Origin of the sequence: Flavobacterium sp. PL11 (assembly GCF_035985025.1) — a bacterium.
GTDB lineage: Bacteria > Bacteroidota > Bacteroidia > Flavobacteriales > Flavobacteriaceae > Flavobacterium.
In genome coordinates this window covers 89,009-105,030 of sequence record NZ_JAXCIA010000003.1, presented here as the reverse complement: position 1 = coordinate 105,030, position 16,022 = coordinate 89,009, and the positions used below count along the sequence as shown (strand labels likewise).

The following is a 16,022-nucleotide window of genomic DNA, read 5'->3' as shown; positions in this document are numbered from 1 at the left end:
GTACAACTACTTCATCTTCTTTTTTGTCATCTTAGTTAATTTTTTATATATTGTGCACAAAATTCTAACATTTTCAGACAAAACTTTACCGTAGGTTTGATTCAACAGAATTATTACAATATTCCGAATTAAGTATTAAATTCACAATTATCTTTACAAGAAATTTTACTTAAACAGAAAAATTTCGGTAAAGAAGTTCGCAAACCCGTAAAACCTCGAAAAGTTGATTAAAATCCTAAACGACTAATAGTGCGTGCTTTAAAATTTATAATATAGTAGCAATATGACAAACACTAATGCATAATGAAAATTATAAAATCACATTCAAAAAAAAATATTTAGTAATGGATTCAAAATCATCGCAATAGGCAAGAAGCTTAATTGAAGCATCACTCGATCCACTTGTTACAATTTCTGCCGAAGGGAAAATTACAGATGTAAATGAAGCATCAGTGAAAGTAACAGGAGAAACGAGAGAAAAATTAATTGGAACTGACTTTTCTGACTATTTTACTGAGCCTAAGAAAGCACGTGAAGGATATAAGCAGGTTTTTGAAGAAGGATTTGTTTCCGATTATCCACTCACTATTCACCACAAAAATGGAAATTTGACGGATGTATTATATAACGCATCAGTTTATAAAGACGACAAAGGAAATGTTTTGGGAGTTTTTGCGGCAGCAAGAGATGTGACCAACAAAAAAGCAGAGGAGTTAATCATTGCTAACAAAGAACTTGCTATTAAAAACGAAGAAAAAGAAAAACGTGCAGGAGAGTTAAGCGCTGTTAACAAAAAACTTGTTTTTCAAAACGAAGAGAAAGAAAAACGTGCAGCTGAATTAATTATAGCCAACAAAGAGCTTGTATTTCAAGACCAAGAGAAAGTAAAACGTGCAGCAGAATTAGTGATTGCCAACAAAGAACTTGTATTTCAAAACGAAGAAAAAGAAAAACGGGCTGACGAATTGATTATTGCTAATAAGGAACTTGTATTCCAAAACGAAGAGAAAGTAAAACGGGCTGACGAATTAATCATTGCCAACAAGGAACTTTTATTTCAAAACGAAGAGAAAGGAAAACGTGCAGCAGAATTAGTAATTGCCAACAAAGAACTTGTATTTCAAAACCAAGAGAAAGGAAAACGTGCAGCAGAATTAGTGATTGCCAACAAAGAACTTGTATTTCAAAATAAGGAGAAAGAAAAACGTGCAGACGAATTAATCATTGCAAATAAAGAACTTGTATTTCAAAACGAAGAGAAAGGAAAACGTGCAGCAGAATTAGTGATTGCCAACAAAGAACTTGTATTTCAAAACGAAGAGAAAGGAAAACGTGCTGACGAATTAATTATCGCCAACAAAGAACTTGTATTCCAAAATAAGGAAAAAGAAAAACGTGCAGACGAATTAATCATTGCAAATAAAGAACTTGTATTTCAAAACGAAGAGAAAGAAAAACGTGCTGACGAATTAGCGCTTGCCGACAAAGAACTTGTATTTCAAAACGAAGAAAAAGAAAAACGAAAAATTGAAAATACAGCATTAGAAGCACTCAGTAATTCTCTAAAACAAGGAAAAGTGGTTGCGGAATTGGCAACGCTAAATGCAGAAGAGGCAAAAGGTATAGCAGAAAATGCTTTACAATCCAAACAACAATTTTTATCGAATATGAGCCATGAAATCCGGACTCCTATGAATGCAATTCTTGGCTTTACAAAGGTGCTTTTGAAAACAGATTTAGCCCCAAAGCAGAAAGAATATTTAGATGCTATAAAAATTAGTGGCGATGGATTACTTGTGCTAATAAATGATATTTTAGATTTAGCAAAAACAGATGCAGGAAAAATGACATTTGAAGAAAAACCTTTTAAATTAGAATTCTTGATATCAACAATGCATCGGGTATTCGACTTAAAAATTAAAGAAAAGAATTTAGAGTTAGTGAAAGAATTCGACAACAAAATTCCAATGGTGTTGTTAGGCGATGCCGTGCGTTTGCACCAAATTCTTTTAAATCTTTTAAGTAATGCCAGAAAGTTTACAGCAAAAGGGAAAATAATAGTAACTGTTCGTTTATTGTGCGAAGATAAAGTGACAGCAACCATTGAGTTTGCAATTACCGACACAGGAATAGGAATACCAGAAAACAAATTAGAATTCATTTTTGAAAATTTTCAACAAGCAACAAGTTCCACTTCAAGCACATTTGGAGGAACAGGATTGGGACTTGCCATTTGCAAACAACTAGTAGAAAAACAGGGTGGAAGTATTTTAGTAAAAAGTAAAGTGGATGAAGGCTCAACTTTTAGTTTCACTTTAAGTTTTCAAAAGACCGTTGGAGAAAGTAAAAAAGAAAGTGAAAAGGTCGAATTAAACAAAGAAATTAAAGACATAAAAATATTAGTGGTTGAAGACATTAAACTAAATCAATTATTGATGAAGATAATATTAGATGATTTTAAATTTAAACATGATATTGCGGCTAATGGAAAAATTGCAATTGAGAAACTACAAACAGAAACGTACGATATTATTTTGATGGACTTACAGATGCCAATAATGAGTGGGTTTGAAGCAACTGAATATATTCGTAATACAATGAAATTAAAAATTCCAATTATTGCTTTAACAGCCGATGTAACAACAGTTGATGTCGAAAAATGTAAAGCAGTTGGCATGAACGACTACATTTCAAAACCGCTTGATGAACAAATATTACATAATAAAATTATCAAATTACTAAAATAGTAAAGCTATGACAAAACGATGGACAAAAAACAGGTTGAGCCGAAAAACCAAAGCTTCGCTGGGATAAAAAAGTTAATAATGATTAGCAGTTGAATCCCTTGCGACATGTAAATTACAACCAGTTGAGAGTTTGTTAACACTAAAAAGTTGTAGTAAAAAAAATAGCAGAATAATTTTAAGAGGCAAAGGAAGCCTCTTTTTTTTACAGTAAGATGAGATGAGTTTTAAATGTGATTTCGTTTACTTTTTTGTGTATTACAAATCAACAATATTTATAAAAGAGTTACCTTGTTTTTAAAATTTTGTCTTTTTTACAAAAAATGAGGCCGTTTCTAGTACGGAAAAAAACAGCATTAATCTCAAAATCTCAAGTAGAAAATAGCAAAATGTTATCTAAATGAATAACCTTATCAAATAAACAAAAAGTTTATTAGCGATATTATTTATTATGAAAATTACTATCTTGACTTATTTTAATGATCAAAAAAATGACGTCAAAAAAAATTTAGCTATACTTTACAGTTAATATCTACTCAGGATAGAATTTCAGAAAAATTTTCAAACATATAACAAACCCTGATGGAATATTTGAAATCAAAATGGAGGTTGGTTCTGATTTGTTTAGAGCTTTTAGTTTCTTCAACAAAGGAAATTTAGTTTTTTTAATAAATGGTTTTTAGAAGAAAGCACTAAAAATTCCACAATCAGAAATCAAATTAGCAGAAAAATTGAAGAAAGAATATTTAGATGAAAAATAAAAATAGTAAAAATTATGAAAAAAGAGAATAAAAAAATAACATCATTTGGACAACCTTTAGACTAACAACACGGAAAAATGGAACTGAAACTCGCCAAAACTAGGAAGATGAGTATGATAATTTTTGAACTTGGTGTTTGAATTCAAGAATTGAGAAAAGAGCGTGGATAGACTCAAGAGGAATTAACGTTAAAATGTGGAACAACAAAAAGTTATATTTCTAAAAAGAAAATAATGCAAGTGATATTAGACTTTCGACCTTACTGAGAATCATGAGACAAGGATTGGGTAGACACTTGAAATTGAGTTTGACGCTATAAACAGAGACACCACGAAACAACTTCGAATTCTTTATTGTGTCCAAAGGCTAATCAATGACCGGATTATAGCTAAAAACGGAGCAGTGATTTCGCACTTTGATTCTCCATGTCGTAACATTTGGTAAAAATATAAGCCGTAAACACTATTAGGTTATCCTGAAATTATTAGAAATCTCAATAATTATAGGAATTAAAAGGTAAGAACATTTCTATTTTTGCAGTAGAAAAGGGAGTGATTTTTATCCTAATTTCCTTTACTTTTTTTTGAAAAACAAATCACTTAAATATAGTAAATTGTCACGCTATTACAAAAACTCTTAAGGTTTGTAGAACTACTGAAACTGGCAATAGTATTACTTAAAAAACTCAAAATCAAAAACTAATTTTCCTCATAAAACATTCTATAAGGCCACACCCATTAAACCGAGTAAAAATGAAAATCAAGGCTAGGATAACATCAATAATTAAAGCGAATAGTTTAGACTTTTCTATTACTGGCTTTCCAACTTTTGACTTATCAGAATTAGATCTAGAAAATGATCTGGAATTTCTATTACCTACCAATTTAAGATTGGGTCATTTAATAGAAAGAGTGGTTGCTGAATTAATTAAATCTTCTACCAACTATAAAATGCTTTATGAAAACATTCAAATAATTGAAGATAAAAGAACCATTGGTGAAATTGATTTTATTATTCAAAATGAAAATACAAAACAATGCATCCACCTAGAGTTGGCCTATAAGTTTTATCTCTTTGATCCTAGCATTTCCTTAGAACCCATAAATAATTGGATTGGTCCTAATAGAAATGATTCTTTACTAGACAAATTACAAAAACTAAAAGCCAAGCAATTTCCTTTATTATATTATCGGTGTACTGCTTCAAAATTTAATACTATAGCAATTGAGCAAGTAGCTCAGGCTCTATGTTTATTAGTGTCTTTGTTTGTTCCTTTTAAATATAAAGGAAGTTTTAATCCTATTTATCAAAAAGCCATAAAAGGATATTATATAAATGTGGATACTTTCATAAGCCTAAATAGCGCAGCGAAATGGTATTATATTCCTTTAAAAAAGGAATGGGGAATCGATCCTTCTGAAAATGAAATTTGGACTGATATTACTGGTATTGCAAAAGATGTTACCGAAAGTATTAAAGAAAAACAATCACTTTTATGCTGGCAAAAATATAGGAATTTATATTCAGAATTTTTTATAGTTTGGTGGTAAATTTTTAAATCGAATTACCAATACATTTTATGGATTCGTTTAAAAGTAAATTCTTATTAGATTTTTTAAAACTTAATTGATGGCGTATATTGTTGATGTGATATTTTAAAATCTAAATTACCTTGAACCTATAAATGAAATAATATTTTACATTAAAGCTAATTTCAATCCAGTAATTTTGGTTTTAATAGGACTTACTTTTTCTAATATATTAATCATTTTAATTCCCTCCTGACAATCTAAAAAACATTTTAATACTTCGATTATTTAGGCGAAATTTGTAAATTAACTTTTAAAGGCATACTAATATGGAATTTGGAAGAATCATAATTTCAGAGACAGCGGCAAATAGCGAAAACCCACAAGACATAGTCAATTCAAATATTTCGGTGATTAATTTAATGCGTGAGGAAAAAATAGATGATGATCTAATCCATCAAGACGCATTGATGAGTTATTATTTAGATTATTATACTTCTCAATATACTAAAGGGAATTTTTCACAATTTGTTTATAGTTCACAATGGAATACCGAATTAAATGAACTAATAGAAGAAGCTTTACAGTTGATTGGAGCAGAGAAGCATTTAGAATTATTTCAACAACAATGCAAGAAAGTAAAATTATTGAGTAGCGTAAAAAGAGATAAATTCTTTAAAGGAAAATTAGATGGTGTAAATCCCACTCGTGATTTGATGAATAACGATACTTTTTTTGAAATTGAAGAAAATTTAGTACAGCTTAATGCTGATTTTTTACAAACGCATCCTGATTTAGAAGTGCTCTCAGTTGACGACATGTTTACGACCTTAGAGGAATTTTTAGGACATGAGATTAAAAGAGAATAAATAAGTTAATCCTAATTTTTCACGAAATACAAGAGATTTTATTTCATTGATTTTTTTACAAAACTGACTACTTGGTTACATAAAATATACTTTTTATTAGCAATTCGTTAAATCATCAGAATTATAAATTGGTGATAATTCGTCCAATCCGTGTCTAAAAGTCCCAAAACCGAATACCTAAATTTTTCCCTCATTACTATAAAACATTTCCTTAAATTTGCTACCATTATTTAAAAGTTAGCGCAAAAAAATTAAGCTATGTTACAAATCGCATTTATTAGAGAGAATCAGGAGAAAGTAATCAACGCTTTGGCAAAAAGAAATATGGATGCCAAAAATATTGTTGAAGAAGTGATACAATTAGATGAAAAACGCCGTGCTACGCAAGTAGAATTGGATGGGATTTTATCAGAATCTAATAAATTATCCAAGGATATTGGTGAGTTAATGAAAAATGGCGAAAAGTCAAAAGCCGCTATTTTAAAAGAAAAAACCGTTTTACTGAAAGAGAAAAGTAAAAAATTAGCAGAAACCGCTGATCTGCTTGCTGCTGATCTTTCAGAGAAATTATATACATTACCTAATCTTCCCGCAGCTATCGTTCCTAATGGAAAAACACCTGAAGAAAACTTAAACGTTTTTCAGGAAGGCGATATTCCAGTTTTACATAAAGATGCGCAGCCACACTGGGAATTGGTGAAGAAATACGATATAATAGATTTTGAATTAGGTGTAAAAATCACGGGTGCAGGATTTCCAGTATACAAGGGTAAAGGCGCCAAATTACAACGCGCCTTAATCAATTATTTCTTGGATAAAAATACTGCTGCGGGTTATAATGAAGTACAAGTTCCGCACATGGTCAATGAAGCTTCGGCTTATGGAACGGGACAATTGCCAGATAAAGAAGGACAAATGTACCATGACAAAACGGATGATTTATACTTAATTCCTACGGCGGAAGTTCCTGTGACCAATTTATTTCGTGATGTGATTTTGAGCGAAAATGAATTGCCTATTTTAACCACAGCTTATACGCCATGTTTTCGTCGTGAGGCGGGTTCTTATGGTGCTCATGTTCGTGGATTAAACCGTTTGCATCAATTTGATAAAGTAGAAATTGTACGTGTGGAGCATCCTGATAAGTCTTATGAAGCACTTGACGGAATGGTAGACCACGTGAAATCTATCCTTCAAGAACTGAAATTGCCATATAGAATTTTACGCCTTTGTGGCGGTGATATGGGATTTACAGCTTCGTTAACTTATGATTTTGAGGTATTTTCAACAGCGCAAGATCGCTGGTTAGAAGTTTCTTCGGTTTCTAATTTTGAGACTTTTCAGGCAAATCGTTTAAAATTGCGTTTTAAAGATAAGGATGGAAAAAACCAATTGGCGCACACCTTAAACGGAAGTTCACTAGCCTTACCAAGGGTTTTAGCTGGAATTTTAGAAAATTATCAAACTCCAGAAGGTATTTTAATCCCTGAAGTCTTACGTCCTTATTGTGGATTTGACATTATTAATTAATTAGTTTTCAGTTTTCGGCGACCCGTGTTTAATTTGCTTTTTGCAAAACACACTTTTCTGGACAACTGAACATAGAACGCCGAATACTTTGAATATGAAGCACCTTTTTCTCTATATCGCACTATTTATCTCATCAATTTGTGTTTCACAAAATGAACAATTAGCGCAATATTATTATGAGAAAGGGGATTTTGAAAAAGCGAAAGTAGGTTTTGAAGAATTACTAAAAAGCATACCACAAAACACGCAGTATTTTTTGAGAACCTTAGACTGTTATCAGCAGTTGCAGCAATTTGATGTCGCTGAAAACGCAATCCAGCAACGATTTGATAAATACAAACAAGGCAATCTGCTAGTAGAATTAGGTTATAATTTACAACTTCAAAAAAAAGATAGTCAAGCTAACGCCCTATACGATCAAGCTATTGAACGAATCAAGAAAAATCCAAATGAAGTATATGCCATTGCCAGTTCTTTCGAAAAAAAAGTGCTTTTAGATTACGCATTAAAATCATATAAAACAGCTATAGAAATAGAACCTAATTTTAATTTCAATTATCAAATGGCGTTGCTCTACGGACAATTAGGGAATATCGAAATGATGATTACAACCTTTCTAGATGAATCATTCCAGAATCCTCAAAATTCAGTGATGATCCAGAATCAATTGGTTCGTTTTATGGTTGACGATGGTGATGCTAATTTCAACGAACAATTGCGCAAAGCACTAGTTTTACGAACACAAAAGAATCAGGATATTCATTGGAATCGGTTTTTGAGTTGGTTTTATGTCCAAGAAAAAGAGTTTGAGAAAGCTTTTATCCAAGAAAAAGCCATTTACAAACGCAATCCTGAATCGTTTTCAGCGATCCTAAATTTAGCACAACAGGCAATTCAAGAAGAAAATCAGATAGCTGCTAAAGAAATTTTAGATTTTATCTTAGAGAATAGTAAAGATTTGCAATTATTGATTCAGGTCAATGCTTATTTAATGGAAATCAAAATACAAAAAGCACCGGAAAAAGATTTTGAGGGCATAAATCAGGAGTTAAATGCTATTTTAAAAGAATTCGAGATCAGTCCATTTACCTTATCTTTGCAACTGATTCAGGCGCATTTTGTTGCATTTAATTTAAAAAAACCAGAACAAGGAAAGGCCATAGTAAAGCGCGCTTTAGAAATGCAGTTGGATAAATATGATTTGGCTACAGCCAAAATGGAACTTGCAGACATATTCTTATATGAGGAAAAATTCAATCAGGCTTTATTGTATTATTCTCAAATTGAATTGGATTTAAAAAATGATGTTTTAGCGCATGAAGCGACATTAAAAGCAGCAAAAACAAGTTATTTTAAATCTGATTTTGAGTATGCGTTGAAACAATTTAAAGAATTAAAATCAGCAAATACGCAATTGATTGCTAATGATGCACTGGAATATTTTTTATTAATAAATGACAACACAGTTGCTGATTCTACTCAAACAGCATTAAAGCAGTTTGCAAAAGGAGATTATTTACTTTATCAAAATAGGAATCAAGAGGCAATAGACCAATTTCAATCGATCTTAAACACATTTAAAGGGGATGAGATAGTGGCAGTAACATTGTTGCGATTGGGTAAAATATATGAAAAACTTGCCGATTTTAATTTGGCTTTAAGCCAATACCAAAAAATCATTGATCAACATAGTGACGGAATTTATGTGGATGAAGCACTATATTTCTCAGCAGAAATTTATAATAAACAGTTACAAGAACCTGAAAAAGCAAAGCCTTTGTACGAAAAAATCATCTTTAATCATCAAGATAGTATTCATTTTGTGGAAGCAAGAAAAAAATTCAGACAATTAAGAGGTGATACAAATTTATAATAAAAGGTTAATTGGTTAATTGGTTAACTGTTTAAACAAATATCCATTTAAAAACTAACCATTTAAACAAATAACCAACTAAACGATTAATCAACTAAAAAAATGATTATATACAACGTTACCACTAATATACATGAAAGTGTGCACGATCAATGGATGATCTGGATGCGGTACAAACATATCCCCGAACTTTTAGCAACAAAAAAATTCTGTTCAGCAAGAATGGTTCGTGTTTTAATTGAGGAAGAGATGGGTGGAGTTACCTATTCAGTACAATACACAACGGATAGTAAAGAAACTTTAGAGAAATATTATCAGGAGGATGCTCCAGGATTTAGAGAAGAAGGGTTAAAATTATTTGGAGATAAAATGCTCGCTTTTAGAACAGAGCTAGAATTAATAGCTGATTATTAATAAAGTGTTGAAAGGATGATCATTGTGAACATTCAGTAAAAATTGGAACTGTTTAAGCCTATATTTTAGTCTTAAATTGCTAAAGTAAGTTAAATTAGAGGTCGCAATTTGCGACCTTCAAACAATAAAACATAAATGCTTTGCTTAATAAGTAGAAATTAATCCTAGCACTTAAAATATAAATACTTTGTGACTTCGAGTTACTAAACAACAAAATGGAAAAAGTAACAGCTAAAAAACACCTTGGACAGCACTTTTTAAAAGATGAAAGCATCGCAAAAGATATTGCTGATACGCTGAATTTAGAAGGATACGACGATCTACTGGAAATTGGACCAGGTATGGGAGTATTAACTAAATATTTATTAGAAAAACCAGTTAATACTTATGTTATTGAAATTGATACCGAATCAGTAACGTATTTAGATCAAAATTTCCCGAAATTAAAGGATAGAATTATTTCCAAAGATTTTTTAAAATATAATATCAACGAGATTTTTGAAGGAAAGCAATTTGCTATAATTGGTAATTTTCCCTATAATATTTCAACCCAAATTGTTTTTCGAACATTAGAATACCGTCATCAAATTCCGGAATTTGCAGGAATGTTTCAGAAAGAGGTAGCGCAACGCATTTGCGAAAAAAAAGGAACAAAAGCTTATGGGATTTTATCAGTTTTAGTACAAGCCTTTTATGATGCAGAATATTTATTTACAGTCGATGAAAATGTATTTATTCCACCGCCAAAAGTAAAATCAGGAGTTTTACGCTTGCGCAGAAAACAAGATTACAGTTTGCCTTGCGGAGAAAAATTATTTTTTACTGTTGTTAAAACTGCTTTTCAGCAAAGACGTAAAACGCTACGCAATAGTTTAAAAACCTTAAATTTGTCAGATGCTTTACGAGAAGATGAAGTTTTTAATCTTCGACCTGAGCAATTGAACGTAGATCAATTTATAGAACTTACCCAAAAAATAGAAGCCGATGGAATTTAAAATCAGCAAAGGATTAATTCAGGAGTTGGAGGTACTCATTCAAAATAAAGACGACCAGCAATTGGAACTTTTATTGCATGACATGCACCATGCTGATATTGCTGAAATTCTTGATGAGCTTGATTTTAATGAAGCAACCTATATTTTTAAGGTATTAGACAGTGAAAAAACGGCAGAAATTCTGCTTGAATTAGAGGATGATTTACGGGAAAATATATTAAGTAGGCTTTCGCCAAAGGAAATTGCCGAAGAGCTAGACGAACTTGAAACAAATGATGCGGCGGATATTATTGCGGAGCTTTCTCAAGATTTAAAAGCTGAAGTAATATCAGAACTTTTAGATGTTGAACACGCTAAGGATATTGTTGACTTATTGCGTTATGATGAAGATACAGCAGGTGGACTAATGCACAAAGAGTTAGTTAAAGTCAATGAAAATTGGAATGTACTTACTTGCGTCAAAGAAATGCGAATTCAAGCTGAAAACATCTCTAGAGTTCACTCTATTTATGTGGTGGATGATGAAGACCGCTTAAAAGGTAGATTATCATTGAAAGATTTATTAACGACCTCCTCAAGAACGGCAGTTAACGATGTTTATATTCGAAAATTAAATTTTGTAAAAGTCGATACGGAAGATGTTGAGGTAGCCAGAATCATGCAACGATACGATTTAGAGGCTATTCCGGTAGTAGATGAATTAGGTAGATTAGTTGGCCGAATCACCATTGATGACATTGTTGATGTAATAAAAGAAGAAGCTGATGAGGATTACCAGTTAGCGGCAGGTATATCGCAAGACGTTGAAGCTGATGATAGTATTTTTGAGCATACAAAAGCTAGATTGCCTTGGTTAGTATTAGCATTATTAGGAGGATTCGTATCGGTAAAAGTATTGGGATTATTTGAAGGTGCAATGCTGGATCATGGGAATTTATTCTTTTTCACACCACTTATAGCAGCAATGGCAGGGAATGTTGGTGTACAATCTTCGGCAATTATTGTTCAAGGATTGGCAAATAATACATTAAGCGGATCATTGTTTAGTAGGTTAGTCAAAGAAGTTTCACTGAGTTTACTAAACGGTTGTATATTAGCTATTATATTATTTTTAGGAAGTCATTATCTTCTAAATGTTGAAGTAATCATTGGTGTAATTGTTACCACCGCATTAGTATCTGTAATTATTATCGCTTCATTGATAGGGACTTTTATTCCTTTATTACTTGATAAATTTGGAATAGATCCTGCCTTAGCCACAGGTCCATTTATAACCACAAGCAATGATATATGTGGGATCTTGATTTATTTTTCGATCGCCAAAATTATTTTGGGATTTTAAAAAACAGATACTTTTTAAGTTTGAATTACCCCCAATAGCAGTCGGGATTTTTATCACAAATCATATAAATTATTGAAATATAATTTACAACATATTCTGTAATTTTCCACTGGTATTCATAATAGTCTAAAGGTCAAAAGAATCTTATACCACTTCACCTTTGAATATAATGTAAAAAGCTTATGATTTTTTGTCCGGTTGAGCGCAGTCGAAACCCTTTTTGCAAGTCATATATAATCTCGACTAAAAACCTGTTCTGAGCGCAGACGAAGGGCTCGATTTAAAAAGAAACAAAGCAGTAAATTTAAAACACAATTGGTATTATTTTCTTTTTAACTATTTTTATGAATAAATCCAGTAAAATCAACTAACATTTTCACATTTGGGATCTCTTTTAAATTGGAGATCTTAAAGAAAAAATTACAAGAAGCGTATGAAAGTACATATTATTGGCGGCGGAAACTTGGGTGTTTCAATTGCACTGGGATTATCTAAATTTTCAACAGATAATCAAATTACAATAACGAGAAGAAATACAGCAAGTATTTTATATCTTGAAAAATTAGGGGCCATAGTCTCAACTAATAATACACATTGTATTCAAGAAGCTGATCTTATTATTCTAACAATTAAACCCTATCAAGTCGATACTGTATTAAGCGAAATATTACCGGTGATTTCTAATAAAATTATTGCATCAGCCGTGAGTGGGTTATCGATTGAAAACCTACAAAAAAAAATTGGAGATACAAATACCGCGGTTCGAATCATGCCTAACATCGCAGCACAGTTTGGAGCATCAGCTACTTGTATAGCATTTCAAGAACAAAATAAAGACAAAGCACAGATTGTGGTTTCGCTTTTTCAAAGTCTAGGAACTGCTCCTATAATTGATGAAAAATTAATGGATGCAGCAACGGTTTTAGCCGCCAGCGGAACCGCTTTTGCATTGCGTTATATACGGGCATCGATGCAAGCGGGAATTGAGATTGGATTTGATTGGCAAACAGCATTGGCAATCTCAGCACAAACTGTAAAAGGTGCTGCTCAAATGCTGCTAGAAGAAAAAGTACATCCTGAACAACTTATTGACCGCGTTACAACGCCTCAAGGCTGTACCATTGCCGGTTTAAATGAGATGGAATTGCACGGATTTAGTTCGTCATTAATTAGAGGAATTAAAACTTCTTTGAAACAGATCAAAGGATAAGTTTTTTTTAATTAAAAAATGATGTAAAAAAATCTTAAAGTTAATAATCAAGACAAAAAAGGCCTCGTTTAAAACAATTTTAAACGAGGCTTTTTTAATAAATTTATATTAGTAATAACTATTACTTATGCTTTTTAGACCTTCTAGTAGGATTTAAAGTATATTTTAAAAACAAATAACCCATTGTTCCAGCAATAAAAGAAGCGATTAAAATTGCAATTTTTGAATAATTAATGACTTCGGCACCATCATTTTTAAAGGCAAGTAATGTTATAAAAATAGACATGGTAAAACCAATTCCACCCAGCATTCCTGCACCTACAATGTTTTTCCATTTTAAATCTCGAGGTAATGCACAGATTCCAAAAGTAACGGCAAGAAATGAAAACAGCCAAATCCCTAATGGTTTACCAACAACTAATCCTAATATAATACCAATGGTGTTAGGATGATTTAAGCCTTCATGCCAATCTGAACCTATTGCAATTCCAGTATTTGCTATTGCAAATAAAGGAAGAATGAAAAAAGCTACTGGTTTATGCAAAAAATGCTGTAGTTTATATGATGAAGTTCTTTTACTACCATCACCAAACGGAATTACAAAAGCTAGTAACACACCAGTAATAGTTGCATGAACACCTGAATTCAGCATGAAATACCACATTCCAACACCTCCTATTAAGTAAGGAATAAGATTGTGGACTTTCCTTCTGTTTAAAATAAACAATCCACCCATGATCGCAAAAGAGGTGAATAAATTCATAAAAGCAATTCCATCAGAATAAAAGACGGCAATTACTAAAATTGCACCAATATCATCAATGACCGCAAGAGCCGTCAAAAATACTTTAAGTGAAGTGGGCACTCGACTTCCTAGAAGTGAAAGTATTCCTATTGCAAAAGCAATATCAGTAGCCATAGGTATTCCAGCTCCGTTTTGGGTGATAGTACCATAATTTAATAACAGAAAGATCCCAGCAGGAACTATAATTCCACCGAGTGCACCAAAAATAGGCAATGCAGCATTTTTAATACTAGATAGTTCTCCCTGATAAATTTCGCGCTCTAGTTCTAAACCTATTAGTAAAAAGAAAATAGCCATTAAGCCATCATTAATCCATTCTGTGATGGTATGACTTCCTAAATTAGTTTCCCAAAAAGCAATATATTCCGTTTGAAAAATGGAGTTGGCTAAAAAAAGAGAAATAATTGTTGCAAAAAGCAATAAGAGACCACCAGATTTTTCGCTTTCAAAAAAAGCGTTAAAAGTTTTTGTTAATTTCATTGTTGTATTTTATTTATTACAACTTTAGAATTTGTAATAAAAATTAAAAATGCTAATTTATGAATTTCGACTTTAATTTCAATATTTAAAATCATAAACCGTATTTTTTTTGTTATTTTGGACAATTAAAATTTTAAGATTATGAATATAAAAATCCTTCACATAGATAGTAATCATCCTTTACTTTGGGATCAATTGAATAAAGCAGGATTTGTAAACCATAGTGATTTTACCTCTTCTAAGGAAGAAATTGAAAATAAAATTCAAGATTATCAAGGAATCGTAATTCGTAGCCGTTTTAAAATTGATAAATCATTTTTAGATAAAGCTATTAATTTACAATTTATAGCCAGAGTAGGAGCGGGATTAGAAAGTATTGATTGTGAGTACGCAACGTCAAAAAAAATTGCACTTATTGCCGCTCCAGAAGGCAATCGCAATGCTGTTGCAGAACATAGCTTGGGCATGATTTTATCACTTTTCAATAATTTGAATCAAGCTGATACTGAAATAAAATCAGGGAATTGGAATCGAGAAAGCAATCGAGGGCATGAACTGGATGGTAAAACGGTAGGTATCATAGGTTATGGCAATATGGGTAAGGCTCTCGCCAAAAAACTACAAGGTTTTGATGTCAAAGTTTTATGCTATGATATTTTAGACAGCGTGGCTGATGCCAATGCAAAACAAGTTTCATTAAAGGAATTGCAACAAAAAACCGATTTGCTGAGTTTACATATTCCGTGGACTCCAGAAACAGATAAGATGGTTAACACTAAATTCATCAATGATTTTGAAAAACCTTTTTGGATTATTAATACTTCAAGAGGGAAAAATATTGTTACAGCTGATCTAGTTGCTGCAATGCAATCTGGAAAAATTTTGGGTGCTGGATTAGATGTTTTAGAATATGAGAAATTATCTTTTGAAACTTTGTTTAATGATACTCACACGCCAGATGCTTTAAAATATTTATTAAATGCTAAAAATGCGTTGCTTACACCTCACATTGCAGGATGGACTTTTGAAAGTCATGAGCGATTGGCTCAAGTGATTGTCGATAAAATAAAATTAAAGTATCAAGTTCAATAAATAAGCAACATATTAAAATTAACTAACCTTTATATATAACTTTAAAAATGGAAAACTCAAAGCAAGAAGACTGGAATAATCCTCGACCAGTTAAGCAAGATAATAAGAAATTAGCAGCTGGTATATTAGCAATACTATTAGGATCTCTAGGAATACATAAATTCCTTTTAGGATATACAACTGAAGGGATAATATGGTTGATTATTAGTATTTGTACTTGTGGAACAGTAACCACTTTATTAGGCTTAATTGAAGGAATTATTTACTTGACTAAATCGGATGAAGAATTTTATCAAACCTATCAAGTGAATAAAAAAGCATGGTTTTAAAAAATAAAAAAGCCCGTTGATTTAATCAGCGGGCTTTTTAACTAAAAGA

The 16,022-nt window shown here is 31.7% G+C and carries 12 protein-coding genes; 11 read left to right on the top strand and 1 reads right to left on the bottom strand.

Annotated elements, in window-relative coordinates; translation table 11 throughout:
- The first annotated feature begins 380 nt into the window (after positions 1 to 380).
- The 9 genes from RCH18_RS02890 to proC all read left to right on the top strand — a co-directional run bounded on the left by RCH18_RS02890 (position 381) and on the right by proC (position 13,267).
- Complete coding sequence (locus RCH18_RS02890; RefSeq protein WP_326935315.1) at positions 381 to 2,747, top strand: ATP-binding protein; 2,367 nt, start codon at positions 381 to 383, stop codon at positions 2,745 to 2,747.
- 1,510 nt (positions 2,748 to 4,257) lie between these two features.
- Entirely contained in the window at positions 4,258 to 5,055 is a 798-nt protein-coding gene (locus RCH18_RS02885) for a DUF1853 family protein (protein WP_326935261.1), read from the top strand.
- 308 nt (positions 5,056 to 5,363) lie between these two features.
- Complete coding sequence (locus RCH18_RS02880) at positions 5,364 to 5,903, top strand: DMP19 family protein (RefSeq protein WP_326935260.1); 540 nt, start codon at positions 5,364 to 5,366, stop codon at positions 5,901 to 5,903.
- 258 nt (positions 5,904 to 6,161) lie between these two features.
- The gene (gene serS / locus RCH18_RS02875) at positions 6,162 to 7,433 is read left to right on the top strand and encodes a serine--tRNA ligase (protein WP_326935259.1); all 1,272 of its coding nucleotides are present in this window, start codon (positions 6,162 to 6,164) and stop codon (positions 7,431 to 7,433) included.
- A gap of 94 nt (positions 7,434 to 7,527) precedes the next feature.
- Positions 7,528 to 9,306 carry a hypothetical protein gene (locus RCH18_RS02870; protein WP_326935258.1) on the top strand — a complete coding sequence of 593 codons (1,779 nt, stop codon included), beginning with the start codon at positions 7,528 to 7,530 and terminating at the stop codon, positions 9,304 to 9,306.
- A 102-nt stretch (positions 9,307 to 9,408) separates the two neighbouring features.
- Positions 9,409 to 9,720, top strand: coding sequence for a DUF4286 family protein (locus RCH18_RS02865; RefSeq protein WP_326935257.1), 312 nt, complete (start codon positions 9,409 to 9,411; stop codon positions 9,718 to 9,720).
- Between the two features lie 215 nt (positions 9,721 to 9,935).
- On the top strand, positions 9,936 to 10,715 hold the full coding sequence (gene rsmA / locus RCH18_RS02860; protein ID WP_326935256.1) for a 16S rRNA (adenine(1518)-N(6)/adenine(1519)-N(6))-dimethyltransferase RsmA: 780 nt from the start codon (positions 9,936 to 9,938) through the stop codon (positions 10,713 to 10,715).
- Positions 10,705 to 12,057, top strand: coding sequence for a magnesium transporter (gene mgtE, locus RCH18_RS02855; protein WP_326935255.1), 1,353 nt, complete (start codon positions 10,705 to 10,707; stop codon positions 12,055 to 12,057). The genes rsmA and mgtE overlap by 11 nt, the downstream gene beginning before the upstream one ends.
- 433 nt (positions 12,058 to 12,490) lie before the next feature.
- On the top strand, positions 12,491 to 13,267 hold the full coding sequence (gene proC, locus RCH18_RS02850; RefSeq protein WP_326935254.1) for a pyrroline-5-carboxylate reductase: 777 nt from the start codon (positions 12,491 to 12,493) through the stop codon (positions 13,265 to 13,267).
- Positions 13,268 to 13,388: 121 nt separating this feature from the next.
- Here the strand turns inward: proC and nhaA are convergent, their stop codons facing one another.
- Positions 13,389 to 14,552, bottom strand: coding sequence for a Na+/H+ antiporter NhaA (gene nhaA, locus RCH18_RS02845; RefSeq protein ID WP_326935253.1), 1,164 nt, complete (start codon positions 14,550 to 14,552; stop codon positions 13,389 to 13,391).
- 141 nt (positions 14,553 to 14,693) lie between these two features.
- Here nhaA and RCH18_RS02840 point away from each other — a divergent pair, with 141 nt between their 5' ends.
- Positions 14,694 to 15,644: a 2-hydroxyacid dehydrogenase gene (locus RCH18_RS02840; RefSeq protein ID WP_326935252.1), complete on the top strand. Its 951-nt coding sequence runs from the start codon at positions 14,694 to 14,696 to the stop codon at positions 15,642 to 15,644.
- 47 nt (positions 15,645 to 15,691) lie between these two features.
- Entirely contained in the window at positions 15,692 to 15,973 is a 282-nt protein-coding gene (locus RCH18_RS02835; RefSeq protein ID WP_326935251.1) for a TM2 domain-containing protein, read from the top strand.
- Positions 15,974 to 16,022 lie beyond the last annotated feature (49 nt).

Bases quoted from the DNA above. Each gene is read 5' to 3' on its own strand.
- rsmA (WP_326935256.1), top strand. From the start codon at position 9,936: ATGGAAAAAGTAACAGCTAAAAAACACCTTGGACAGCACTTTTTAAAA.
- proC (WP_326935254.1), top strand. From the start codon at position 12,491: ATGAAAGTACATATTATTGGCGGCGGAAACTTGGGTGTTTCAATTGCA.
- mgtE (WP_326935255.1), top strand. From the start codon at position 10,705: ATGGAATTTAAAATCAGCAAAGGATTAATTCAGGAGTTGGAGGTACTC.
- nhaA (WP_326935253.1), bottom strand. From the start codon at position 14,552: ATGAAATTAACAAAAACTTTTAACGCTTTTTTTGAAAGCGAAAAATCT.
- RCH18_RS02840 (WP_326935252.1), top strand. From the start codon at position 14,694: ATGAATATAAAAATCCTTCACATAGATAGTAATCATCCTTTACTTTGG.
- serS (WP_326935259.1), top strand. From the start codon at position 6,162: ATGTTACAAATCGCATTTATTAGAGAGAATCAGGAGAAAGTAATCAAC.
- RCH18_RS02835 (WP_326935251.1), top strand. From the start codon at position 15,692: ATGGAAAACTCAAAGCAAGAAGACTGGAATAATCCTCGACCAGTTAAG.
- RCH18_RS02885 (WP_326935261.1), top strand. From the start codon at position 4,258: ATGAAAATCAAGGCTAGGATAACATCAATAATTAAAGCGAATAGTTTA.
- RCH18_RS02870 (WP_326935258.1), top strand. From the start codon at position 7,528: ATGAAGCACCTTTTTCTCTATATCGCACTATTTATCTCATCAATTTGT.
- RCH18_RS02865 (WP_326935257.1), top strand. From the start codon at position 9,409: ATGATTATATACAACGTTACCACTAATATACATGAAAGTGTGCACGAT.
- RCH18_RS02880 (WP_326935260.1), top strand. From the start codon at position 5,364: ATGGAATTTGGAAGAATCATAATTTCAGAGACAGCGGCAAATAGCGAA.